This window comes from Pseudobacillus badius (assembly GCF_002189605.1).
GTDB classification, from domain to species: domain Bacteria; phylum Bacillota; class Bacilli; order Bacillales; family Domibacillaceae; genus Pseudobacillus; species Pseudobacillus badius.
In genome coordinates, this window is the sequence record NZ_MWMM01000008.1 from 48,571 (window position 1) to 72,029 (window position 23,459).

Consider the following 23,459-nt stretch of genomic DNA (forward strand, 5'->3'; position numbering starts at 1 on the left):
TGATTGTAATGAGTTTCTTTAAAAAAATAATGGGATTGTTTCGTGAAGAAATAGATGATGAAGAGTTTGAACAACCGGCTGAGCCGACTGCAGATGAAAAACCAGTTTCACAAAAGCCAGAGGAGCAGCCAGCTCCTTATGCATTTCATGAGCGGCCTCCAGAAACGCCGGAAATGAAAGCGAAAGTCACTTATCGCTACCCTTCTCGGGAGTTAGGTCTTTCTCAACCAGAGAGAGCTCAACTGCAGCCGCGCCGGAAAAGAAGAATTCGTTTAGAAAGGGAAGATTTCCCTGGCAATACACTTGAGGCAGAACAGGGATATACTTATGAGCCGGAAGAAAAAGTGTACTCTGCACAGCCAGTTCAGGCATCAGAGGCTTATAAGCCACCTTCTGGCCCTTTTAAGCCGACAGAGGTTCCTTCTCCTATCTACGGATTTCAAAAACGGCCTATGCCTGCAGAGGATAAAAAAGCTGAGACAGAGCTGAATCATCAGGAAGAGAGTAGTCCGATAGTTCACGAAGAGGCGCCGGAGCTGCAAACAGTGAATATTGAAGAAGAGGAAAAGGTGTTATTTACTCCGGCTGACCCGGTTGAAACAGAAGCGCCGGCTCCTAAACTTCCAAAGGAAGAACCTCTGCTTTTATTCAAGCCGGAGGACAAGAAAAAAGTATTTGATGTAGAAGCTGCACCATTGTTCGCCGTCGAAGAAGCCGCTGCTACTGTAGCTGAACCGGCACAAAAAGAGGAGCTTGCGGTGTTCGTACCAGAGGAGAAAACAGAGGAACAGATTGAAGAAAAGGCTGAAGAAAAGCTGGCGCTGCCTGAAAATTCTACAGGAAAGCTGCCGGAGGAAAGAAAAGTTTCCCGAGCTGAAAAGAGAAGCCACAAAAGAAGGCAAACTCCCTTTAATGTGATCATGTCCAAACAGGATCGCGAATTGCTGAAGAAACGGCACGAACAGCCGCCTGTTCTGCTTGAAGAGTTGCTTCCTGTCCAAGAAGATGATCCTGCTCTTCCGCAGGAGGAAGAACAGGAGAGTCTGACGCCGCCTGCAGCTGCTGAGGAAAAGCAGGGAGAAGCCGTCAGCGATAGCGAGCCGGAGTACTATGTCTTTCCGTATGAAACCTATTTATCCCCGCCTGTTGTGAAAGAAGCCAGCCGGGAATTGGTCGATGCACAAAGTGAAGTGTTGAATGAAACGTTCAAGAATTTTAATGTGAAGGCGTCAGTAGTTAACGTTACCGTTGGCCCTTCTGTTACCCGGTTTGAAGTGGAGCCGGAACGGGGCGTAAAAGTAAGCAAAATCACAAATTTAACGGATGATATTAAACGGAGCCTGGCTGCACGGAACATTCGGATTGAGGCGCCAATTCCCGGCACTCAGGTCATCGGGATTGAAGTGCCGAACAAAGAAAGCCGCCCGGTGCAGATCAGTGAAATCATTTCCAGTCCCGCCTTTGCGGAAAATTCCTCTCCGCTCACTTCAGCACTCGGTCTCGATATTTCCGGCGAGCCGGTTGTGCTGGATTTAAAGAAAATGCCCCATGGCTTAATTGCCGGGGCAACAGGATCAGGAAAGAGCGTCTGTATTAACTCAATTCTCGTCAGCCTTCTGTATAAAGCCGCGCCTCATGAATTAAAGCTGATGCTCATTGATCCGAAAATGGTTGAATTAGCGCCTTATAACGGTATTCCTCATCTGGTAAGTCCGGTTATAACAGATGTCAAAGCAGCAACAGCCGCTTTGAAATGGGCAGTAGAAGAGATGGAGAGACGTTATGAGCTCTTTGTCCATTCCGGCGTTCGGGACATTACCAAGTACAATGAGAAAGCGGAGGCGCATGGAAGAAAAAGTGAACATTTGCCGTATATCGTCATTATCATTGACGAGCTTGCTGATTTAATGATGATGTCACCTGCGGATGTCGAAGAAGCGATTTGCCGGATCGCTCAAAAGGCGCGGGCGTGCGGCATTCATTTAATTGTAGCGACACAGCGTCCTTCAGTTGATGTTATTACTGGGTTAATTAAAGCAAACATTCCAACGAGAATCGCTTTTTCTGTGTCTTCTCAAGTAGATTCGCGCACAATTATTGATACAGGTGGAGCGGAGAAGCTGCTCGGCCGCGGTGATATGCTCTTTTTGAATAATGGGGCATCAGAAACAGTACGCCTGCAAGGTACATTTGTTTCTGACGATGAAATTGATACAATCGTGGCGCACGTACGGAGAGAACAGGAGCCCAATTACTTGTTTGAGCAGGAGGAGCTTCTTCAAAAAGCGGCTATTTCAGAAACAGAAGATGAACTCTTCCCGGAAGCATGTGAGTTTGTGGTCCAGCAGGGCGGGGCCTCTACTTCTTTATTGCAGCGTCATTTCAAAATCGGCTATAACCGGGCTGCTCGCTTAATCGAAATGATGGAAACCCAAGGATTTGTATCTGGGCAGCGAGCCGGAAGACCGCGAGAGGTGCTTTTGACAGAAGAAGAGCTGCAAGCGCTCCATGATTCCCATGGAAATTAATTGGTTTGCAAAGATGCGATTTGGAGGTCCGCAATCAAACGCGGCCTCCTTTTTTAGGCAGAAAAAAAACGCTGCATAGTCAGCCGCGAAAAAAAGTGTTATAATGTTTCAATGTAAAATGCTAACTGTCCGTCGTCTATAAAAGGGCAAAATGGCTTAAAATACATATAATGCTTACGGATAGACGAATGCTGGAGGTTCTATTATGACAACATACCACTTTGTTGGAATTAAAGGCTCGGGAATGAGCGCCCTTGCACAAGTTCTTCATGATCAAGGTGAAACCGTGCAAGGTTCTGATGTGGATAAATCTTTTTTTACTCAAAAAGCACTGGAGGAGGCAGGTATTCCTATCTTGCCGTTTCGGGCTGATAATATTCAGCCGGGCATGACTGTAATTGCCGGCAATGCGTTTCCCGATGATCACGAGGAAATTCAGCGGGCGAATGAATTGCAGATTCCTGTTATTCGCTACCACCGCTTTCTTGGAGAATTTATGCAAAACTTTACGAGCATTGCTGTTACCGGCGCTCATGGAAAGACATCAACAACAGGTTTGCTGGCCCATGTGATTAGCGGGGCAAAACCAACTTCTTTCCTGATCGGGGATGGCACAGGTAAAGGGGAGAAAGAGGCGATCTATTTTCCTTTTGAAGCATGTGAATATCGCCGGCACTTCTTATCCTACGACCCGGACTATGCGATTATGACGAACATTGATTTTGACCATCCGGATTATTTTGCCGATGTAGAAGACGTCTTTTCTGCGTTCCAGGAAATGGCCCTCAAGGTGAAAAAGGGAATTTTTGCTTGTGGGGATGATGAGTACCTGCAAGGAATTCATGCTAAAGTGCCTGTCGTGTTTTATGGATTTGCAGAAGAAAATGATTTTCAGGCCCGTAACGTGCAGCATGATGCAACAGGTACAACTTTTGATGTTTTTGTGCGCCATACATTCTATGCATCATTTAAAATTCCGACATTCGGAGATCACAATATTTTAAATGCGCTTGCTGTCATTGCGCTTTGTCATTACGAGGAAATTGACACGGAAATCGTCAAAGAAAGATTGTTGACGTTTGAAGGCGTGAAGCGGCGCTTTTCTGAGAAGGTGATCGGAACCCAGGTGCTGATTGACGACTATGCGCATCATCCTACTGAAATCAAAGCAACGATTAACTCTGCACGTCAGAAGTATCATGACAGAGAAATCGTTATTATCTTTCAACCGCATACCTTCTCTAGAACGCAGACTTTCTTAGACGATTTTGCTGAAAGTCTCAACGGAGCCGACCGTGTATATTTATGTGATATTTTCGGATCTGCCCGTGAACATCATGGCCAGCTGACGATCGAAGATCTACAAAAAAGGATTCCCGGCTCTGTTTTACTGAAGGAAGAAGAAACCTCTTCCCTAGCCAAACACAAAGATAGCGTGCTGGTTTTTATGGGAGCCGGAGATATTCAAAAGTTTCAGTCTGCGTATGAAAACTACCTGAATGAACAATAATGAGAAGGTGGCAGCTGTCACTTTCTCGCCGGCTGCCGGAGATTCTCCGGCAGTTTTCTTTTTCAGCGGCAGCTGTGGCTAAACGGTGAACATTTTATACTTTTTTGGTAAATAAGCAGGAAAATTAGGCATTTAAGAGAATTTATGAGTGTTTAACCTTTTATTTGTGGGGTAACTTTAGTGTATAGTAAAAGAACTGCAGGAGGTGTCATACAGTGGAAATCATTTTGTATTTAAGTGCTGCGTTAGCGGCGATCGCTTTTTTAATTCTTGTCCTGAGTTTGTCAAAAACTTTAAAATCAGTTGACAAAACACTGGACAGCCTTTCCCGGACAGTAGACAGATTAGAAGGACAAATGCAAGGCATTACAGCGGAAACAACAGAGTTATTACATAAAACAAATGCCCTTGCTGAGGATGTCCAGCATAAAACTGAACAACTGAATACAGTGGTATACGCTGTTAAAGATGTTGGTTTAACTGTTCAAAACTTGAACCAGTCTATCAATAAAGTAACGACAACTGTTGCCTCACAAATGGAAAAAAATCAGTATAAAATTTCCCAGGCAGTGCAGTGGGGGAACATTGTCAAACAGCTTGTTGAAAAGTTTAAAGAAGGAAAAGAAGAGCGGCCGCGCAAGGCGAATGCCGGAGAGTTGTCTGCTCCGGAATCAGCTTCGTCTGTAACTCGCCAGCCAAATTATTAACGAAAAGGAGAGATTGATATGGGACAAATGAAAAAGCCGAATGTAAAGTACGATAATTATGAGGCAGGAAACAGCTACGATGACGGTACAATGAACACGAAAGATTTTTTAATCGGTGCATTAGTCGGCGGGTTAGTCGGCGCTGCCACTGCTTTATTTATGGCTCCGAAATCTGGAAAAGAGCTGCGTGAAGACTTCAATTCACAGGCAGGCACATTGAAGGAACGGGCTAGCGGCTGGACGGAAATGGCAATCGAAAAAGGAAACACTCTTGCTGCTGTCGCCAAAGATAAAACGTCTACTTTGTCTCAATCTGTCCAAGATCAATCCGGTGCCTTAATGGGCAAAGTGAAGACGATGATGCCAACAGGCGGATCAGATTCAACTAATGAGGCTGCAAATGAAATGATGGACCAGGCCAAAGAAACAGCCGGTTCTGTCAAGGATTCTATCTCTCAAAAGCTGGAGGAAACAAAAAAAGCCTTTGACCAAACCGAGAAAAACCTTGGCAATACGAGTGGATCATCTGCAGACTCGCAATCAAGCCGAGAAGCTGCGGCCGGCAGTTCAGCAGAAGCTGAAAAGCCAGCACCGTCTGTTTATGCCAACCCAGCAGATGTCGGTGTAGATGAAAAAGCCAAGAAAGGCGGACAGAACGTAGCTAACAGTCCTGTCAAAAACAGCTCGAACGCTTCAAATAAAAATAATTCGAACAGCAGCAAGCCCCACAACAAAAAAAATAATAAATAAAAAAGCAGCGGCTTGTCCGCTGTTTTTTTGCCACTGCATGCTAAAAAAGCGGGAAGTTTACAATACAGAAGGGAGATCAACGTGAAGAAAATAGAGATTATCGCCGATTTTGAAAAATTAGCGGAAGAAAATAAACGTTTCTTTTTCCTTAAGCATAGTACAACATGTCCAGTGAGCGCCAGCGCCTTTGATGAATATCAAGCATTTTTACATGAACATCCGGACGAACAAGGATATTATTTAGCTGTTCAGGATTCAAGGGAGCTTTCCAATTATATAGCGGGAGAATACGATATCATCCATCAATCTCCGCAGGCATTTCTATTTGAAAACGGGCGGCCCTCCTGGCATGCATCTCATTGGAAAATTACGCGCGAGCAATTGGAAAACGCTGATTCAAAAAAATAAAAAAGCAAGGTTGAAAAGGGTGAAAATCCGCCTTTTTCAACCTTATTTTCACTATTTTACTTTAACGCTTAAAAGCGTCTAATAATTAAAGAAAAATGTTCGTGACATTTCAGAATGTTTGTTTTATAATAGTCCCTAACATTGGAAACCTTGCTTCTCTCCCGTTGGGTTCTTTCCCGCCAGGAAAAGAAAGACGGATGGAGAGGCGTGCAATTGAGCAGGGGAGAAAGCGATATAAATATATTAAAGCGGAAGGATGATAATTGTGAGTAACCAGGAACTAGATCAGTTAAGACAGCGTGTTGACGAAATAAACGTAGAACTCCTGAATCTTATCAGCGAGCGCGCTACACTCGTTCAGGAAATCGGGCGAGTGAAAGAAAAGCAGGGCGTCAACCGTTATGATCCTGTCCGCGAAAGAGCGATGCTGAATAAAATCGTTGAAAGCAACAGCGGGCCATTTGAAAATTCAACGATTGAACACTTGTTTAAAGAAATCTTCAAAGCGGGGCTTGAGCTGCAGCAAGACGATCATCGCAAGGCGCTTCTTGTTTCCCGTAAGAAGAAACCGGAAGATACGATTGTGAATATTCGCGGAGAGAAAGTAGGAAACGGTTCTCCGACATTTGTATTCGGACCTTGCGCTGTTGAATCGTATGAACAAGTGGCAGCAGTAGCAGAAGCCATTAAAAATAAAGGACTTAAATTAATTCGAGGCGGAGCATTCAAGCCGCGTACCTCTCCTTATGATTTCCAAGGTCTTGGTTTGGAAGGATTGAAAATCTTGAAGAGAGTCGCTGATGAATATGATCTGGCGGTTGTCAGTGAGATCGTGAATCCGGCTGATATTGAGGTAGCTTGCGATTATATTGATGTGATCCAAATTGGAGCCCGCAACATGCAAAACTTTGAATTGCTGAAAGCGGCCGGCAGCGTGAAGAAGCCCGTACTCTTAAAACGCGGTCTTGCAGCAACAATTGAAGAATTCATTAACGCAGCTGAGTACATTATCTCTCGCGGAAATGATCAAATTATACTTTGTGAGCGCGGCATACGCACATACGAGCGTGCGACACGCAATACATTAGATATCTCGGCTGTGCCAATCTTGAAGCAGGAAACACATTTGCCTGTCTTTGTAGACGTGACTCACTCCACAGGACGACGTGATCTGTTAATTCCAACAGCGAAAGCAGCGCTTGCTATTGGGGCAGACGGAGTCATGGCGGAGGTGCACCCTGATCCGGCTGTAGCCCTTTCTGACTCTGCACAGCAAATGAATTTGCAACAATTTGATGAATTTTATCAGGAAGTTCTTCAAACTATTCCTGTAAAAGCGTAACTCCTGTGTATTTACAGGAGTTTTTTTTGTTAAGATAGAGATAAAAAGTTAATTCGAAGGAGAAGATAAAAAAATGAATGTAACGATCTATGATGTAGCCCGGGAAGCGAGTGTTTCTATGGCAACGGTTTCCCGTGTGGTAAATGGAAATCCAAATGTAAAGCCTGCTACAAGAAAAAAAGTATTGGAAGTCATTGAACGCCTTGGCTATCGCCCAAATGCGGTAGCTCGCGGATTGGCCAGCAAGAAAACGACAACAGTAGGCGTAATTATCCCCGATATCTCGAATATATTTTACGCTGAATTGGCAAGAGGGATTGAAGACATTGCCACCATGTATAAATACAATATTATCTTAAGCAACTCCGACCAAAATAAGGAGAAGGAAATCCACTTAATCCATACGATGCTCGGCAAGCAAGTAGACGGGCTTATATTTATGGGCGGCCGAATCACACAGGAGCATGTGGAAGAGTTTGAACGTTCTCCAGTTCCAGTTGTTTTGGCAGGTTCATTGGAGCCTACTGAAAAAATCCCGTCTGTCAATATTAACTATGAGGAAGCGGCGGTTGATGTTATCAGCGCGCTCGCTGAAAAAGGGCATGAACATATTGCATTTGTTGATGGACCGTTGGATGATACAATCAGCCAATATGTATTGCGCGGATATAAGGAAGGCATGGATGCTGCGAACTTACCTGTTGTCGATGAATTAGTGATTGATGGAGATTACACATACGAATCAGGGATCGAGGCGTGGCACAAGCTTGAAACAGCTGCTGTCAAGCCGACGGCAGTATTTGCTAATGGCGATGAGATGGCTCTCGGCATTATTCACGGGGCACAGGATAGCGGATTGAAAATTCCTGAAGACCTGGAAGTTATTAGCTTCGAAAGCACGAAGCTTGCATTGATGGTCCGCCCTCAGCTGACCTCTGTCGTACAGCCATTGTACGATATCGGAGCAGTCGCTATGAGGCTGTTAACAAAATACATGAATAAAGAAGAAGTAGAAAGCCCGATTGTTGTGCTGCCGCATCGTATTGAAAAAAGAGGGTCAACAAAGTAATATTTCCTCCGATAGTAAGAGTAGAAGACTGTTTCTGCAGCAGAAGGTAGGGAGGAAAGATGAAAAAATTTGATGCACTGACACCTATTGGCATTCTTGCAGGGCTTGTTCTGCTAGTGTTTGCTATTGTGACCAGCGGCGGCACCGATGGCTTTGCCTCTTTTATTCATTTGCCGTCAATCTTAATTGTATTTGGCGGAATAACAGCCGGCTTGCTCATTAATTTCCCATTTAGCGAAATCAAATATCTTTTTACGGTAATGAGACAGGCATTTCGCGAGGAAGAAATGGATTTGGATGCGCTCATCCAAAGATTTGTAGAGCTGTCTGAGAAGGCTCGCCGTGAAGGGCTGCTGGCACTCGAGAAAGATGTACAGGAAGAAGAAGATCCGTTTTTAAAGAAAGGCATGATGCTGGCGATCGACGGCATTGAGCAGGATATGCTTGTCGATATTATGAATGCTGAGATTACAGCACTCGAAGAACGGCATAGAAAGAAACGAAGCCTTTTGGAGAAAGCAGGGGACTATGCTCCAGCCTGGGGAATGATTGGGACCTTGATCGGGCTTGTGCTAATGCTCAAAAATCTGGATGATCCGACTTCACTAGGTCCGAATATGGCGGTTGCCCTATTAACAACGCTCTATGGTTCATTGCTTGCCAATCTTGTTTTTTTGCCAATGGCGGCAAAATTAGCATTGAAAACAGAGAAAGAGGTCTTTTTCCGAGAAATTGTGATTGAAGGCGTAGTTGGCGTACAATCGGGGCAAAATCCAAAGATCCTTCGGGAAAAGCTGCAGGCATTCTCTGATGGCAGCGAGAGAAAGAGGGCAGAATCAATGACTGCAAATGAGGCGGCAGAGCTATGATCAGCCGTCGCCGTCCCTCCCGCAAAGGAGAACCAAAAGGAGCCCCTAAATGGATGGTGACGTTTTCTGATCTTGTCACACTCATCTTAGTGTTCTTTATTTTGCTTTTTTCGATGTCGCAGATTGACATGATTAAATTTAAAACCATCGCTCAGTCGTTCAACGCACAATCTGTTTTTCAGTCAAACGATTCTATCGTTCCTGGAGAATATCCATCGGAAAAGATGAATGAGCAGGAAGCCGACCGCAATGAAGAATCCCTTGATCAGCTGGCAAAGGAAGTTCAGAAATATTTAAAAGAAAAAGGACTTGAAGACACCATCACAGCGACAAGAAATGAACGCGGTGTTGTGCTTATTCTTCAAGAGCAAGTCGTTTTCAGCACGGGAGATGCCGTTGTTCTTGAGGACGCCTATCCTTTTTTAGAAAAGACAGGAAATCTATTGAAGACCATTCCTAATTTGGTCAAAGTGGAGGGGCACACGGATAATCGCCCCATTAAAAACGCTATTTATCCTTCTAACTGGGAACTTTCCAGCGCGCGGGCAGGCAGTGTCATTCGTTTTTTTGTAGATGATGTCGGCCTGGAGCCGGACCGCTTCATTGCTGTCGGCTATGGAGATACACGGCCGCTCGCCCCTAATACGAGCAAGGAGAATATGCAAAAAAACCGCCGGGTGCAGATTATCATTTCTGATCCAACTTATAAAGAATAGGGCTTCATCTATTTGCGTATTACTTGAATACAATCAGAGAAGAAAAGCGGCCGGTTGCTGTGCTGTCTTTCCATTGCTGCGCTGCAGGCAAGGGAGGAAGCCAGCAGCCGGACCGTTTTTTTTATTTTTTTTGCTGCCTGAGAGGGTATAACATTTTTTCTAGTGTTAGCCGGTTTTTCTCTTCGATTTCCGGCTTTCGCGGGATAGCAGGGTAAATACCGGGAGGATCATCCCACCCAGCTGGCAGCTGTACAGGAGCTTTAGGCTGCCACTTTTCTATCCACTCTTTCGGAAGCGATCCAGATACATTGGCGTGATTGGTCATGGCGAGCCAAATATAGGACCAGGCTCTGGGAACGACCCGCCAGATATCATAGCCGCCGCCTCCGACAGCAATCCAGCGGCCGTCGCAGTACCGATGAGCCACTTGATGGGCGATTTCGGGGATGCGCCGGTAAATATTCATCGTGGCAGACAAGTGAGTGAGCGGATCATAAAAGTGAGCGTCCGCTCCATTTTGCGTTAAAATAACGTCAGGCTTAAAAAAGTCAGCTATTTCCCATATGGACGTTTCGTAAGCTTCAAGCCAGGAATCGTCTTCAGTAAAGGCGTCTAAAGGGAGATTGAAAGAAAAACCGTATCCCTTTCCTTGGCCGCGTTCATTAATGTTTCCGGTTCCCGGGAATAAATACCGGCCGGTTTCATGAATAGAAAGCGTACATACGTTAGGATCATCGTAAAAAGACCATTGAACTCCGTCTCCATGATGAGCATCTGTGTCAATATATAAAACGCGTGCTTGGTATTTTTCTTGCAGATATTTAATAGCTACGGAACTGTCATTATAAATGCAGAAGCCCGATGCCTTTCCGCGGAAGCCATGATGAAGTCCTCCTCCAAGATGCAGGGCATGTGCTGCTTTTTCCTGCATGACCCAATCAGCGGCTGTCAGTGTCCCGCCTACAAGTAAAGCGCTGGCCTCATGCATCCCTTGGAATATTGGGGTATCCTCTGTTCCCAAGCCATATCCTTCTGCCGTATCAATCGGCAGCTCGCCGTTGCCAGCCTTTTGGACAGCCTCCACGTAGGCGGCATCATGAATAAGCTGCAGTTCTTCGCTGGATGCCAAGCGCGGAGGGACGATATCGCTTTCTTGAATGCTATTTATCTTTTGGAGCAAATCAATTGTTAATGTCAGCCGGAATTGATTGAATGGATGATTATCGGAAAATTTATAAGAAAGCAGCTGATCCGAATAGACGAATACGGCTTCTTTCTTCATGAAGAAATGCCCGGCATATTCGGCCAAAGTACAATATGCCCCTCCTGCTTTAAATCATCAATCACTCCGGTTGGATTCATCATTCGCACGCGAAATACAACAATTTTAAAATTTTCATCTTCCTGATCCGGATACACAAACACACTGTGAATGTTGGCCCGGCGCTTATTTAAAATGCTGACCACGTCAAACAGCTCTCCGGGTTTATTCGGCATTTTAATTTCAATGCGCGAGCCTGGCTGGTTGGCTCCGGTTAATTCTACAAATGTATGAAGAACATCTGTTTCTGTTACCATTCCGACGATTTTTCCCCCTTGAACGATCGGCATGCAGCCAATGCGATGCTCATAAAAAACAGCTGCAACATCTTCTACAAAGTCAAGAGGGTGGCCGGTGACAACATTTCGCTGCATAATCAAAGAGAGCGGCTTATTTAGCTCTTCGTCGCTTAAATCTTTCTTCAAAATAGAAGGAGTAGAATCTTTCACGTCGCGGTCGGCCACGATTCCGACGAGTTCTCCCTGCTCGTCAACGATTGGGACATGGCGGATTTTCTTATCCCTGAATAATTGTAAGGCGGTGCCGATTTTATCGCCCGGTGATAGTGTATGTACTTCCCGCTGCATAATTTGTTCCACAATCATTTATTCATCCCCCTTTGTTTAATACATAAAGCGATTCATGAAGCGCACTTGGTCAAAGCGCTCGATAGCTGCCTGATCGACATATTTGCCGATGCGCACCATCAGGCAGTTGGCAGGGTGTGAGCTGATTTCCGGGTCGTCAGTTGCATACCAGACCAATCCGCCGGCATTCATCATCTTTTCCATTATTTTTCGATACTCCCATACGTTCAGTCCAGTCCCCTTTAAGTCCCAATGCCAATAATATTCAGTGGTAATAATAATATAGTGTTCCATCATTTCATCAAGCATGGACAGCTTAATCATGCTCTTGCCAAGCTGAGTGCCGCGATAAGGAGGAGCTACTTCCACTGCTCCAAGCTCAATTAAGTTGTCCAGATTGGCCTCAGACCATCTTTCAAGCGGATCAGGATAGAGATAGGTCACATAGCCAACGATTACGGTGCCGCTGCGGGCGATAATAATGCGCCCTTCCGGAAGATCGGCAATTTCAATGATGGCCTCATGCTGTTGCTTCGGCTGCCGAAAAGCAGTCAGCCCTTCGTGAAAGGTAAGGGCAGCTAAAGCTTCCGCAGAAACGGGGCCTTCAATCGTAATTACTCCTTTAGACGTTTCTACTTCTTGCGAGTGATACTCTTTTCTATGCTCCATTAAGTCACCGCCTTCATCATTCCATACTTGTATTATAACTGAATTTTCGTTTAATAAAGCGTTTTCACTAAATTTTCGCAATTAGCGATTTGTGCTCAGTTATTCGTTAATGTCTGAATCGTCTATGCAAAGAAGAGAAAGGCGGCGTCTTCGGCAGAAAATGAATCATTTTTTGAATAAATCTATGTTTTGAAAGGGTGGATAAATAGTCTAGGAGATTGTTTCAAAATTGTGAAAAATTGAAATTTGGGTTATAATAGAAACTGTATTCTTACATAGGGAGGAACGGTCGTATGAAATTGGAAACGCTGACAGTAAGAGAGGGAAATTATAATTTAAAAGATTACGATGAACTATCTGCTTCATTTGATTGGAAAGAGGCCGAGAACCACTTTTCCTGGTCTGAAACCGGCAAGATAAACATTGCTTACGAGGCGATTGACCGTCATGCGGAATCCGGCCTTAAACAAAAAGTGGCTCTTTATTATAGAGATGCGGACAGAAACGAAAAATATACGTTTGAAGAAATGAAAGAATATACAAACAAAGCAGCTAATGTGCTGAAAACCGCAGGCGGAGTTGAGAAGGGCGACCGCGTTTTTATATTTATGCCGCGCTCACCTGAATTGTATTTTGCTGTACTTGGCGCCATTAAAGCCGGAGCGATTGTCGGTCCGCTTTTTGAAGCTTTCATGGAAGGCGCTGTCCGCGACCGTTTGGCGGACAGCAGTGCCAAGGTGCTCGTCACGACTCCGGAGCTGATTGACCGCGTACCGGTTAATGAACTGCCGGCTTTGGAAAAAGTATTTATCGTTGGCGGCAGTGTGCCGTCGGAAGAGAAATATGTGGACTTTAACGCCAAAATGCAAGAAGCCGATACAGCCTTTGATATCGAATGGATGAATTTAGAGGATGGCATGATGCTTCATTATACTTCTGGTTCAACAGGCAAGCCAAAAGGGGTTTTGCATGTTCACCGGGCTATGGTTCAGCAATATATGACAGCTAAATGGGTGCTTGATTTGCAAGAGGATGACGTATACTGGTGCACGGCTGATCCTGGCTGGGTGACCGGAACTTCTTATGGGATTTTTGGGCCGTGGCTGACAGGAACAACGAATGTCATTGTTGGCGGCCGCTTTAAGCCTGAAGCCTGGTATCAAACTATTGAAGATTACAAAGTGACTGTTTGGTACAGCGCGCCAACTGCTTTTCGCATGCTGATGGGTGCCGGAGATGAAGTCGTAAAGAAATTTGATTTAAGTTCGCTGCGCCATATTATCAGCGTAGGAGAACCGCTCAATCCAGAGGTGATACGCTGGGGGGCAAAAGTGTTTGACCGCCGCATCCATGACACTTGGTGGATGACAGAAACCGGTGCGATGGTCATTTGTAATTATCCTTCCATGGATATTCGTCCAGGCTCTATGGGCAAACCGGTTCCGGGAGTTAAAGCAGCGATCGTTGATGATCAAGGAAATGAACTGCCGCCAAACCGAATGGGGAACCTGGCAATTAAGAAAGGATGGCCGTCCATGATGGTAGCTATCTGGAACAACCCGGAAAAATATGAATCTTACTTTATGCCGGGCGGCTGGTATGTGTCGGGAGATTCAGCTTACATGGATGAAGATGGTTACTTCTGGTTCCAGGGCCGTGTCGATGATGTCATTATGACCGCCGGCGAACGGGTCGGGCCGTTTGAAGTTGAAAGCAAGTTAATTGAACACCCGGCGGTTACAGAAGCGGGCGTTATCGGGAAGCCTGATCCTGTACGCGGCGAAATTATTAAAGCGTTTGTTGCTCTTCAGGAAGGATATGAGCCAACCGAGGAGTTGAAAGAGGACATTCGCCAATTTGTCAAAACTGGCCTTGCTGCCCACGCAGCACCGCGTGAAATTGAATTCCGCGACAAGCTGCCAAAGACACGCAGCGGAAAAATTATGCGCCGTGTCTTGAAGGCCTGGGAGCTGGATCTTCCAACAGGTGACTTGTCTACCATGGAGGACTAATAAAAAAGATGGACGGCTTTGAAACAGATGCTCAGATGTTTCAAAGCCGTTTTTGCAGAGTGACGACCAAGCGGTTTAAAGATAAAAGCCTCGCTGTCATCCAGGCTGGGCGAGGTTGTTAAAGTTTTTTGCTTTAGCGCGCTTGTCCGTCATAAGAAAAGCAATTCCCCCCTTTTTTAATCAGCCTTATTGCCGGTTAACAATTTTCTGTAAAAACGGGTTTGACTTTTCTGAAAGGCTCTGTTTAAATATAACGTATACAACTTACATATTGAGCTATGATAGGACTTAGTAGTTCGCTATCCCTGTTACAAGAGAGCCGGTGGCTGGTGGAAACCGGTACAAATAGTTGAATGAATTACCTCCTGGAGCTTTTGCTGTGAACATCATCTAGTAGCAGCAAACGGATGAACCGTTATCTAAAATGAGTGGAGAACTCTAATTCTCAAGCTTGGGTGGTACCGCGCATAATAGCGTCCCTGCAGTCATTGCAGGGGCGCTTTTTGTTTTGTGCAGATTTGAAAAAGAAAGGAAGAAGAGAAATGGAATTATTGGAAGAGTTACAATGGAGAGGGATTATTTACCAGCAAACGGATGAAGAAGGAATTAAGGCACTATTAGAAAACGAACAAGTCTCTCTTTACTGCGGTGTGGATCCAACAGCGGACAGTATGCATATTGGCCACTTGCTGCCGTTTCTGACGCTGCGCCGCTTTCAAAATAACGGACATCGCCCGATCGTTCTTGTCGGCGGGGCAACAGGATTAATCGGAGACCCGAGCGGGAAGAAGGAAGAAAGAAAGTTGCAGACACTGGAAATGGTGCAGCATAATGTGGCGTGCATTAAAAAGCAGCTTGAGAAAATTTTTAAGTTTGAAGGAGAAAATGGCGCTAAACTTGTTAATAACTATGACTGGGCAGGCTCCATGGATATTGTGACCTTTTTGCGTGATTTCGGCAAGCATATTGGAGTCAACTATATGCTTGCAAAAGACACAGTAGCGTCCAGATTAGAAACGGGGATTTCTTTTACAGAATTTACGTATACCATTCTGCAGGCGATGGATTTTCTGCATTTATACGAGAACCACAACTGCAAAATGCAAATTGGCGGGAGCGATCAGTGGGGAAACATTACGACGGGGCTGGAGCTGATTCGCAAAATGAAGCCGGAAGGCGAGAAAGCCTACGGTTTAACCATTCCGCTTGTGACAAAAGCAGATGGAACGAAATTCGGCAAGACAGAGAGCGGTGCCATTTGGCTCGATCCGAAGAAAACATCTCCATACGAGTTCTATCAGTTCTGGATTAATACAGCTGATGCGGATGTTGTGAAGTACCTGAAAATCTTTACATTCTTAACACCGGCAACTATTGAGGAGCTTGAAAACTCCGTTAAAGAAGAGCCTCATTTACGCAAAGCCCAAAAAGCGTTAGCTGAAGAAATGACGCGGTTAATCCATGGCAATGAGGCACTGGAGCAGGCTCAAAAAATTACAGCTGCTTTATTCAGCGGGGATGTTAAAAGTTTAACAGCAGCAGAGATTGAACAAGGCTTTAAAGATGTTCCATCGTTTGAGCAGGCGAGCGGAGAAGAAATCGGCCTGGTAGACTTGCTTGTAGCTGCCGGCATTTCCTCATCAAAGCGCCAAGCACGTGAAGATGTTCAAAATGGGGCTGTCTCTATTAATGGTGAAAAAGTAACAGACACCGCTTATGTTTTATCTGAAAAAGACAAGATGGAAGGTGAATTTACAATTATTCGCCGCGGCAAGAAAAAATACCATTTAGTTAAGTATAAATAAGAAACAGAGGCCCGTGCACATAGCGGGCAATAGAGCAGAAAAGATCCTGAAACCGGTGAAGCGCCGGGATCAGGATCTTTGTGTATAGAAGAACGAATCGGAGAAGGGACCGCTAACTGGCGTAACAGCCCGCGGCTGAAGAAAGGAAACGATATGTTTGTAAGATTGTATGCCAATGCCCAAAACAAGAAGGAAGCTCAACGTGCTTTAAATAAGTTTTTGCACATATTTAATCCTTTAATAAAAGAGGCAAAACTATTAACCATTGAACCTTATTGGAAGATAAGGGATCTGTATGTCATCGAAATAGAGATAAAAGCTGCAAAAAACGATACGAAGAAGACATTAAACGAAGTTCTCGCGAGCATTTCAGATCATTGGCTAGAGTTTGGCGAACCGGTTAATGAATGGATAGCTAGTTCTACAGATGATAATTGTAACTTTATGCTTTCGGAATTTAATATGGTTAATATTCATTTCGATGGATAAAGTGCAGAGTGATGATAGTCACCCGGTTATTCATGCCCGATTGCAGCGAATGACGGCTACAAAGCGCAAAAAAGGATGGAACGGGATAGCAATGGCTGATGAAACAGCGGAATCTAAACACCTATCCGCTAACATGTGGTTCTTAGAAAGTCCTTATTAACTAATTGAGAAGACACATAGAAAAACGCAAAAAAACCCTGCGAAACATTGATATAACAACGTTTTGCAGGGTTTTCGCAACCAGGTAGACAACCCGGTTTTATTAACGAGAGTAGAACTCTACGATAAGAGCTTCGTTGATTTCAGCTGGAAGCTCAGAACGCTCTGGAAGGCGAGTGTATGTGCCTTCTAATTTGTCTGCGTCAAATGTTAAATAATCAGGTACGAAGTTGTTTACTTCGATTGCTTCTTTAACAATAGCAAGGTTTTTAGATTTTTCGCGAACAGCGATTGTTTGACCAGGTTTTACTTGGTAAGATGGAATATCTACGCGTTTGCCATCTACAAGGATATGTCCATGGTTAACAAGCTGACGAGCTTGGCGGCGAGTGCGAGCCAAACCAAGACGGTAAACAAGGTTGTCCAGGCGGCCTTCAAGAAGGATCATGAAGTTTTCGCCGTAAACGCCTTTCATTTTACCAGCTTTTACGAACAAGTTTTTGAATTGGCGTTCGTTCATGCCGTACATATGACGAAGCTTTTGCTTCTCTTGTAATTGAAGACCATATTCAGATAATTTTTTACGTTGGTTAGGACCATGTTGTCCTGGTGCGTAAGGACGTTTTTCTAATTCTTTTCCAGTACCGCTTAGAGAAATTCCAAGGCGGCGGGAAAGTTTCCAGCTTGGGCCAGTATAGCGAGCCATAAGATAGCTCCTCCTTTAATGTTTTTATTTTGTTGTAAAATAAAAACCGGTGAGACAGCAATTAGGTCATTTTGTTTTCATGCACCATCGCCCTAGCAGCAAAGGGTTACGCGATGCACCATTTGCATCTGACATGCAAAGGAACAAAATGAACACATAAAGGTGTTCACATAGGCTGCATTATTTTACACAACTGCTAGTATATAATTTATGGGAGCCTCTGTCAAGAGAAGGTTTGAAGAGATAAAAAAATATTAATTTAATAAGACTTTATACTCATTTTTTGTGGTATAATTATCCTAGTTTGGTATTCGAGTTGTTACTTTTATATCATTTGTTTTTTGCGAGTTATGGTAATTCGCACGGCTGATTTTCATTTTATAGCTCCTTCGTGCTGAAGAAACCTTTCGGTGAGTGAAGTGAAAATCAATTTTGCGTTTTAACATGACCGTTTGCAAAAATGAGTCGCTTTTAAATAAAAAATCGCTAGAAAAGGAAAAACAGCTATGTTGTCCAATTAAAATGGCAGGTGGTTACTACATGAATCAGCGTTATGAAAGCAAGTGGGCGATGAGCTGGAAAGCATTGCTGTATGATTTAATGGCTGGCTTCCGGGATGCTTTATTCGATGCGGAACAACTTCAGAAGGAATGGCTTTGTCTCGTGGGGCAACAGTTCCATACTTCTCAGCTGAGGTTGTTTCACAGGGACAGACAGACGCAGCCAACCTGCGCTGACGAACAGGAATTAGCGTTAATAAAGGCAGTTGATGCTCCTTATCTTTTGTATAAAGAAGAGACAAGTAAGGGGCCTGGATTATATAACCTTGGATTTCGCTTAAGCGGCTTTTGTAAAGAAAAGCAATTGTACTTGCTTTTAAATGCCGATGAAGAGCTTCTGTCGGGTTTGACAGAGGAAGATTTGTTGCTTTTCGCGGAGGAAAGCAGCCGGCTGATTCAGTGGGCGAAGGATAGACAGGAAATAGAAGGAAGAGTAAACAGATATAAAGATTTATTTGATGCCACAGGAAAGCTTCATTCTTCTACAGATATCGAATTTGTGCTAAAGGAAATTATCGCTGCGTTAGAGAAAGCTTTTCCTTTATATTCCTACCATTTTCTGATGGCTATGGAAAGGTCGTACACCGGGCTTCCGGTCAGTCACTTCAACTTTGACGATGTAAGTGAAGAAGGCATGGCTTCCTATACGAAAGGGACAATTGAAGTCGATGATATCTGCAGTATTCTTTATGCTCCCCTTATTGGCAAGCAAGGGGTATATGGTGTGTTAAAAGTTAACTTTGCTAAAGAGGGCCAGCTGCCTGAAATGAAAAAAGAATTTATTCGCATGCTCGCCGCTGCAGGAGGAGGAGCCATTGAGAAAGTCATGTTATATGAGCAGTCCAGGCAATTAAATGCAGATTTGCAGCTGATCAATGACGCCTCCCATAAACTAAATTCCAGCCTTCGCTTTTCGGATGTTCTCAGCTTTTTGCACGCGCAAATTACTCACTCTTTTCGTGCTTGTGAAGTCGGTTTTATTTTTCTGAATGGAGCAGAAACTGACATCATATCGGGAAGCAGTTCTTTTTTTCTTGAAGCGGAAGGGCAGGAGCTCATTCGCTTTACTGTCAATCAGCTGAGAAAAGAGAAGGAAGCCTTCTTTATTGGAGAACTGGAAGGCAAGCTGGAGGGCGCTCTCCCGACATTTCACGCGATGATGGCTGTACCGATGGAGCAAGGAACCGAGCTGAACGGTTTTTGCATTGTATTAAGAAGAGAGCCGTACAGCTTTACATTTGAAATGTATAAGCTATTGCAGTCGCTCATCCATCACTCGACGTTAGCCCTGGCAAATGCCATGCTGAGAGAAAAGCTGGAAAAGATGGTTATTACAGATCATTTAACGAAGCTGTATTCAAGGGGATATTTGGACCGGTCTCTCCAAAAGTCGCTTGAAAAAGATGAAAAAGGGGTCTTTTTATTAGTGGACATCGACAATTTTAAAAAGGTCAATGACACATATGGGCATCAAGTTGGCGACGAAATACTTATACAGGTTGCTCAGATTATGAAGGCTGCTATTGGAAAAGAAGATATGGCTGCCCGCTGGGGAGGGGAGGAGCTGGCTGTTTATTTCCCTAATTGTTCTTTGGAAGAGGGCGTAGCGACAGCGGAAACAATGATTGCCAAAATAGCGGCAAACACGACTCCTGCAGTTACTGTTTCCTGCGGATTATCCTTCTGGTCAAACGAAAACCCCCCTTCTAAAAAGCAGTTATTTAATTATGCAGATGCAGCTTTGTACGAAGCGAAGGAAGCAGGCAAGAATAGGATAACTGTTGGACATTACTGTAAATAGCCAAAAAGAGCTGATCATGAACTGTACATCCAATGAGTAAGGAGGAGGGTCAGTATATCAGCTCTTTTCGTATTTATAGTTATCTTATGCAGGTTTGCTTCCACGAGATTTATTATAAATAATCCACAAGAACCGCAGCAAACGCTGCAAGCATTTGTTCATCTATTTCATCGAAGCGGTCTTTTTCAGGACTGTCAATATCGAGTACGCCTATGAGATGCCCGTCCTTTAATAAAGGAAGAACAATCTCTGATTGAGAGGCGGCATCACAGGCGATATGCCCTGGAAACGCGTGGACATCAGCGATTCTTTGGATTTTCTTTTCGCTGGCAGCCGTGCCGCAAACACCTTTGCTGAATGGAATGCGCACACAGGCCGGCAGACCTTGAAAAGGACCCAAGACAAGCTCTTCGCCTTCAGCTAAATAAAAGCCCACCCAGTTGATCCGTTCTAAAAATTGGTTTAATAAAGCGGAGGCATTACTTAAGTTGGCAACCCGGTTACGTTCCCCTTCAAGCAATGCGCGCAGCTGTTTAATAACGAGCTGATAATTGTCGGCTTTGGTCCCTGTATAGCTAGCTGTTTGGAACATTATTCACTTCTCCTTTACCGGTGATTTTGATTCATGAAAGAAGGCGGGAAGCATCGATTCGTAGCCTTGGCCGATGTCCTTTGCCTGATGAGCATCTGATCCATATACGAGTGCAATGCCCATCTCTTTTGCTCTTTGGGCAATTTTCGGTGACGGATAAGCTTCCAGGCATAGCGGCTTCATCAAGCCGGCGCCGTTCAAGTCGATTTCGTAATCGTTCGCCTTTATCGTTTTTAAAATCGCTTCTATTTCTTCACTAAAATCCTCCTTGCACGGAAAGCGGCGCTGAAACTTATGCACAAGGGTTAGATGGCCGATGCGTTTTGGTTTAAACCTGCCAAGATCGGCTTGAACCGAGCGGTGAACGGTTTCAAAGTACCTGCTGTAAATGGCAGCTATTGAGCCGAAGATTTCTATCATTTCGCCAAATAAATCGGCACTGTAATCTAAGCAGTGCCAGTTGGACTGGTATTTTAAGAAATGCACAGATAAGATAGAGTCATCAAGAAGCGGGCCGTATTCATTCAGAAAAGCAGCTGTTTCTTGCTCAAATCCTTCAATATAATCTACTTCCAGGCCAATCTGTATGTCAATATCCGTACGGTACTCTTCTCTTGCCTGCTGCAGGGCCGAGAAGTAAGCATCCAAATCACTGAGTTTCATCCCGCTGTCTTTTGTCGGGGTACTGTCTGTAAAGCCGGAGGGCAGCGGTGCATGTTCTGTAAAGGTTAAGCGGGTAAACCCTTGACGGAGTGCCTCTTCAATATAGCTTTGCAGCGTATCCTCGGTCCCATGAGGACAGAAAGGCGTATGGATATGCCCATCTCTTTTCATTATATATCCCCCTTAAAAATAGTCATATTTTGAGTGTAACAAAAATTTTGAACGCGAACGCAAAAAAAACGATTTTTGTCGTCAAAAAATGTCACATCCTATGGTATCATTAGTAATAATTGAGTAAACTTATTAGCTTATTTATATAGATGGAACGAATACTTTTGCTGGCAGAAGAACAGGGGGCTTACGATGAAATTCATCTTTGCTGCAATTTTTATAGCAGCCATTTTATTGGTTATTGCTTATTTTAATAGAAGAAAACTATACAAAGACATCGACGAACTAGAAAAAAGAAAAGTGGAAATTATGAACCGGCCGGTTACGGATGAACTGACGAAGGTAAAGCGGCTCAATATGACCGGACAGACAGAGGAGCTTTTCGATCGCTGGCGCCAAACGTGGGATGAGGTGCTTGCTGTTGATTTGGCAGATATAGAAGAAAAGCTGGTAGAGTCTGAAGACAGAGCCGATCAATTCCGTTTTGGCAAGGCGAAAGAAATCAACGGGGATGTCGTCGATAAGCTGGAAGAAGCTGAAGGAAAAGTAGAGAGCATCCTAAGAGAACTTGATGAGCTGATTGGCAGTGAAGAAAGCAATCGCCAGGAGAGCGAAGAGCTGAAGGAAAAGCGGCGGGAGGCAAGAAAGCGGCTGCTCGCTCACCGGCACACATTCGGCAAAGCAGCTTCTTTGCTGGAAATTCAGCTCGATGCTTTATCTTCAGAGTTCGATAAATTTGAGGAACTGACGAATGAAGGGAACTATCTGGCAGCTAGAGAGATTATTCTTAAGCTCACTCATGATATGGACACCATTTTACATAAGATGGAGGTTATCCCTGTGCTGATGGCTGAAACAACGAACTTGCTGCCGGCCCAGCTCAATGAAATTGAGTCTGGTTATAAAGAAATGAAGCAAAAGGGATATTTGCTCGATCATCTGCAAATTGAAAAGGAAGTAGCCAGTCTGCGCAAGCAGCTTGATCTTTACAAGGACTTTATTGTGAAGACAGAAACACATGAGGTAGAGGTTGGTATTCGCGATGTAAAAGATAACATCGAATTCTTTTATGAGCTGCTTGAAAAAGAAGTGGATGCTAAGCATTTTATTGTAAAAAATGAAACGGTGACGAAGGAACAGCTAGAAGCTGCAAGCACAGCGAACGAAGAGCTGCAGGCTGAAACGGAACACGTGCGTCAAAGCTACCAGCTAACTAAAGACGAGTGGATCGTTCCGCAAAAGCTGGAGGAGGATATTTCTCGACTTGCGAAGAGATATGAACTGCTCGAAGCGAGAATTACAGAACAGAATACAGCCTATTCTTTTTTGCATGAGGAACTGGAAGAGCTGCAGATCCAGCTGGAAGATCTGCAAAAAGAGCAAACAAGCTTCAGCCGCTTTTTAAAGACATTGCGTAAAGAAGAGATGGCTGCCCGCGAAAGCCTAGCGGAACTCCGAAAAAAGATCAACGAGATTTTCCGGAGAGTGAACAAGAGCAATATGCCGGGTGTGCCTGACTTTTATCAATCGTTAACGGAAGAAACAACTGATCGCATCAGTGAGGTCATACAAGCATTAAATGAAAAACCGCTAAATATGAAAGCTGTTCAGGAAAAGCTGAATGAAGCTGTTTCATCTGTCGGCAACCTGGAGCGCAAGACGATAGAAATCATTGAGCAAGCAGAACTGGCTGAGCGCATTATTCAATATGGGAACAGATATAAACGTTCTCATCCGGGTATCAGTGATCAGCTTTACCGGGCTGAGCTGGCATTTCGCAACTATGACTACCGCTCAGCTTTGGAAGAGGCTGCTACAGCGATCGATAAAGTTGATCCAAAAGGGTTAAAACAGCTTGAAGACATGATGAATAAGAATTAAACCAAGCGGTGCCGGCTAAATTGACCTTCTATTTAGCCGGCACCGCTTGGTTGTGTGCATCAGCAGGCAGCAAAGGAAAGTTTGCTTCAAAAGGCAGCTATGTTATGATAAGTAGTTGAACAAACTGAATGCTGGCTGTTAAGA

At 44.3% G+C, this 23,459-nt stretch carries 21 protein-coding genes and 1 other annotated feature; of the genes, 15 read left to right on the forward strand and 6 right to left on the reverse strand.

What is annotated here, in order from left to right; genetic code table 11:
• The first annotated feature begins 8 nt into the window (after positions 1-8).
• The 9 genes from B1A98_RS13510 (at position 9) to motS (ending at position 9,899) form a co-directional block, all read left to right on the forward strand.
• Entirely contained in the window at positions 9-2,528 is a 2,520-nt protein-coding gene (locus B1A98_RS13510) for a DNA translocase FtsK (protein ID WP_063383700.1), read from the forward strand.
• Positions 2,529-2,733: 205 nt separating this feature from the next.
• The gene (murC, locus tag B1A98_RS13515) at positions 2,734-4,038 is read left to right on the forward strand and encodes a UDP-N-acetylmuramate--L-alanine ligase (protein ID WP_041097834.1); all 1,305 of its coding nucleotides are present in this window, start codon (positions 2,734-2,736) and stop codon (positions 4,036-4,038) included.
• Positions 4,039-4,253: 215 nt separating this feature from the next.
• Positions 4,254-4,745, forward strand: a complete 492-nt coding sequence (locus B1A98_RS13520; protein ID WP_063383701.1) for a DUF948 domain-containing protein — start codon at positions 4,254-4,256, stop codon at positions 4,743-4,745.
• Positions 4,746-4,763: 18 nt separating this feature from the next.
• Positions 4,764-5,495 carry a YtxH domain-containing protein gene (locus B1A98_RS21020; protein WP_063383702.1) on the forward strand — a complete coding sequence of 244 codons (732 nt, stop codon included), beginning with the start codon at positions 4,764-4,766 and terminating at the stop codon, positions 5,493-5,495.
• 81 nt (positions 5,496-5,576) lie between these two features.
• On the forward strand, positions 5,577-5,903 hold the full coding sequence (gene ytxJ, locus B1A98_RS13530; protein ID WP_063383703.1) for a bacillithiol system redox-active protein YtxJ: 327 nt from the start codon (positions 5,577-5,579) through the stop codon (positions 5,901-5,903).
• A 265-nt stretch (positions 5,904-6,168) separates the two neighbouring features.
• Positions 6,169-7,245 carry a bifunctional 3-deoxy-7-phosphoheptulonate synthase/chorismate mutase gene (locus tag B1A98_RS13535; RefSeq protein ID WP_041098300.1) on the forward strand — a complete coding sequence of 359 codons (1,077 nt, stop codon included), beginning with the start codon at positions 6,169-6,171 and terminating at the stop codon, positions 7,243-7,245.
• 73 nt (positions 7,246-7,318) lie between these two features.
• Positions 7,319-8,314 carry a catabolite control protein A gene (gene ccpA / locus B1A98_RS13540; RefSeq protein ID WP_063383704.1) on the forward strand — a complete coding sequence of 332 codons (996 nt, stop codon included), beginning with the start codon at positions 7,319-7,321 and terminating at the stop codon, positions 8,312-8,314.
• A gap of 59 nt (positions 8,315-8,373) precedes the next feature.
• Positions 8,374-9,183, forward strand: a complete 810-nt coding sequence (gene motP / locus B1A98_RS13545) for a flagellar motor protein MotP (protein WP_063383705.1) — start codon at positions 8,374-8,376, stop codon at positions 9,181-9,183.
• Positions 9,180-9,899, forward strand: a complete 720-nt coding sequence (gene motS, locus B1A98_RS13550; protein ID WP_041097824.1) for a flagellar motor protein MotS — start codon at positions 9,180-9,182, stop codon at positions 9,897-9,899. The genes motP and motS overlap by 4 nt, the downstream gene beginning before the upstream one ends.
• Positions 9,900-10,020: 121 nt before the next feature.
• On the opposite strand, the gene B1A98_RS13555 is transcribed toward motS, so the two are convergent.
• The 3 genes from B1A98_RS13555 to B1A98_RS13565 are packed head-to-tail and all read right to left on the reverse strand — an operon-like array spanning position 10,021 to position 12,476.
• On the reverse strand, positions 10,021-11,181 hold the full coding sequence (locus tag B1A98_RS13555) for an acetoin utilization protein AcuC (protein ID WP_063383764.1): 1,161 nt from the start codon (positions 11,179-11,181) through the stop codon (positions 10,021-10,023).
• Entirely contained in the window at positions 11,178-11,825 is a 648-nt protein-coding gene (locus B1A98_RS13560; protein ID WP_041097822.1) for an acetoin utilization AcuB family protein, read from the reverse strand. Before B1A98_RS13560 ends, B1A98_RS13555 begins: the two co-directional genes overlap by 4 nt.
• Positions 11,826-11,843: 18 nt before the next feature.
• On the reverse strand, positions 11,844-12,476 hold the full coding sequence (locus B1A98_RS13565) for a GNAT family N-acetyltransferase (RefSeq protein ID WP_063383706.1): 633 nt from the start codon (positions 12,474-12,476) through the stop codon (positions 11,844-11,846).
• A gap of 293 nt (positions 12,477-12,769) precedes the next feature.
• Between B1A98_RS13565 and acsA the strand changes: the two genes are divergently transcribed.
• The 4 genes from acsA to B1A98_RS20510 all read left to right on the forward strand — a co-directional run bounded on the left by acsA (position 12,770) and on the right by B1A98_RS20510 (position 16,942).
• Positions 12,770-14,488 (forward strand): acetate--CoA ligase, encoded by a 1,719-nt coding sequence (gene acsA, locus B1A98_RS13570; protein ID WP_063383707.1) that lies wholly within the window; start codon positions 12,770-12,772, stop codon positions 14,486-14,488.
• A 269-nt stretch (positions 14,489-14,757) separates the two neighbouring features.
• Positions 14,758-14,972 (forward strand) — a binding site (T-box leader).
• A gap of 58 nt (positions 14,973-15,030) precedes the next feature.
• Entirely contained in the window at positions 15,031-16,293 is a 1,263-nt protein-coding gene (gene tyrS / locus B1A98_RS13575; protein WP_041097815.1) for a tyrosine--tRNA ligase, read from the forward strand.
• A 78-nt stretch (positions 16,294-16,371) separates the two neighbouring features.
• Positions 16,372-16,782 (forward strand): hypothetical protein, encoded by a 411-nt coding sequence (locus B1A98_RS13580; RefSeq protein WP_125474324.1) that lies wholly within the window; start codon positions 16,372-16,374, stop codon positions 16,780-16,782.
• Complete coding sequence (locus tag B1A98_RS20510; protein WP_158286036.1) at positions 16,775-16,942, forward strand: hypothetical protein; 168 nt, start codon at positions 16,775-16,777, stop codon at positions 16,940-16,942. Before B1A98_RS13580 ends, B1A98_RS20510 begins: the two co-directional genes overlap by 8 nt.
• Before the next feature lie 102 nt (positions 16,943-17,044).
• Here the strand turns inward: B1A98_RS20510 and rpsD are convergent, their stop codons facing one another.
• Positions 17,045-17,647 (reverse strand): 30S ribosomal protein S4, encoded by a 603-nt coding sequence (gene rpsD, locus B1A98_RS13585; RefSeq protein ID WP_063383709.1) that lies wholly within the window; start codon positions 17,645-17,647, stop codon positions 17,045-17,047.
• 540 nt (positions 17,648-18,187) lie between these two features.
• On the opposite strand from rpsD, the gene B1A98_RS13590 reads away from it, so the two are divergent.
• Positions 18,188-20,008: a sensor domain-containing diguanylate cyclase gene (locus B1A98_RS13590; protein WP_063383710.1), complete on the forward strand. Its 1,821-nt coding sequence runs from the start codon at positions 18,188-18,190 to the stop codon at positions 20,006-20,008.
• A gap of 112 nt (positions 20,009-20,120) precedes the next feature.
• Here B1A98_RS13590 and B1A98_RS13595 read toward each other — a convergent pair whose 3' ends face one another.
• Positions 20,121-20,600 (reverse strand): GAF domain-containing protein, encoded by a 480-nt coding sequence (locus tag B1A98_RS13595; RefSeq protein WP_063383711.1) that lies wholly within the window; start codon positions 20,598-20,600, stop codon positions 20,121-20,123.
• 3 nt (positions 20,601-20,603) lie between these two features.
• Entirely contained in the window at positions 20,604-21,434 is an 831-nt protein-coding gene (gene hisJ / locus B1A98_RS13600) for a histidinol-phosphatase HisJ (RefSeq protein ID WP_063383712.1), read from the reverse strand.
• A 192-nt stretch (positions 21,435-21,626) separates the two neighbouring features.
• On the opposite strand from hisJ, the gene ezrA reads away from it, so the two are divergent.
• Positions 21,627-23,315 carry a septation ring formation regulator EzrA gene (gene ezrA / locus B1A98_RS13605; protein WP_063383713.1) on the forward strand — a complete coding sequence of 563 codons (1,689 nt, stop codon included), beginning with the start codon at positions 21,627-21,629 and terminating at the stop codon, positions 23,313-23,315.
• Positions 23,316-23,459: the final 144 nt, after the last annotated feature.

Bases quoted from the DNA above. Each gene is read 5' to 3' on its own strand.
- acsA (WP_063383707.1), top strand. From the start codon at position 12,770: ATGAAATTGGAAACGCTGACAGTAAGAGAGGGAAATTATAATTTAAAA.
- ezrA (WP_063383713.1), top strand. From the start codon at position 21,627: ATGAAATTCATCTTTGCTGCAATTTTTATAGCAGCCATTTTATTGGTT.
- murC (WP_041097834.1), top strand. From the start codon at position 2,734: ATGACAACATACCACTTTGTTGGAATTAAAGGCTCGGGAATGAGCGCC.
- B1A98_RS13555 (WP_063383764.1), bottom strand. From the start codon at position 11,181: ATGAAGAAAGAAGCCGTATTCGTCTATTCGGATCAGCTGCTTTCTTAT.
- B1A98_RS13510 (WP_063383700.1), top strand. From the start codon at position 9: ATGAGTTTCTTTAAAAAAATAATGGGATTGTTTCGTGAAGAAATAGAT.
- B1A98_RS13565 (WP_063383706.1), bottom strand. From the start codon at position 12,476: ATGGAGCATAGAAAAGAGTATCACTCGCAAGAAGTAGAAACGTCTAAA.
- B1A98_RS20510 (WP_158286036.1), top strand. From the start codon at position 16,775: ATGGATAAAGTGCAGAGTGATGATAGTCACCCGGTTATTCATGCCCGA.
- motS (WP_041097824.1), top strand. From the start codon at position 9,180: ATGATCAGCCGTCGCCGTCCCTCCCGCAAAGGAGAACCAAAAGGAGCC.
- hisJ (WP_063383712.1), bottom strand. From the start codon at position 21,434: ATGAAAAGAGATGGGCATATCCATACGCCTTTCTGTCCTCATGGGACC.
- B1A98_RS21020 (WP_063383702.1), top strand. From the start codon at position 4,764: ATGGGACAAATGAAAAAGCCGAATGTAAAGTACGATAATTATGAGGCA.
- B1A98_RS13595 (WP_063383711.1), bottom strand. From the start codon at position 20,600: ATGTTCCAAACAGCTAGCTATACAGGGACCAAAGCCGACAATTATCAG.
- ccpA (WP_063383704.1), top strand. From the start codon at position 7,319: ATGAATGTAACGATCTATGATGTAGCCCGGGAAGCGAGTGTTTCTATG.
- rpsD (WP_063383709.1), bottom strand. From the start codon at position 17,647: ATGGCTCGCTATACTGGCCCAAGCTGGAAACTTTCCCGCCGCCTTGGA.
- B1A98_RS13590 (WP_063383710.1), top strand. From the start codon at position 18,188: ATGAATCAGCGTTATGAAAGCAAGTGGGCGATGAGCTGGAAAGCATTG.
- tyrS (WP_041097815.1), top strand. From the start codon at position 15,031: ATGGAATTATTGGAAGAGTTACAATGGAGAGGGATTATTTACCAGCAA.
- motP (WP_063383705.1), top strand. From the start codon at position 8,374: ATGAAAAAATTTGATGCACTGACACCTATTGGCATTCTTGCAGGGCTT.
- B1A98_RS13560 (WP_041097822.1), bottom strand. From the start codon at position 11,825: ATGATTGTGGAACAAATTATGCAGCGGGAAGTACATACACTATCACCG.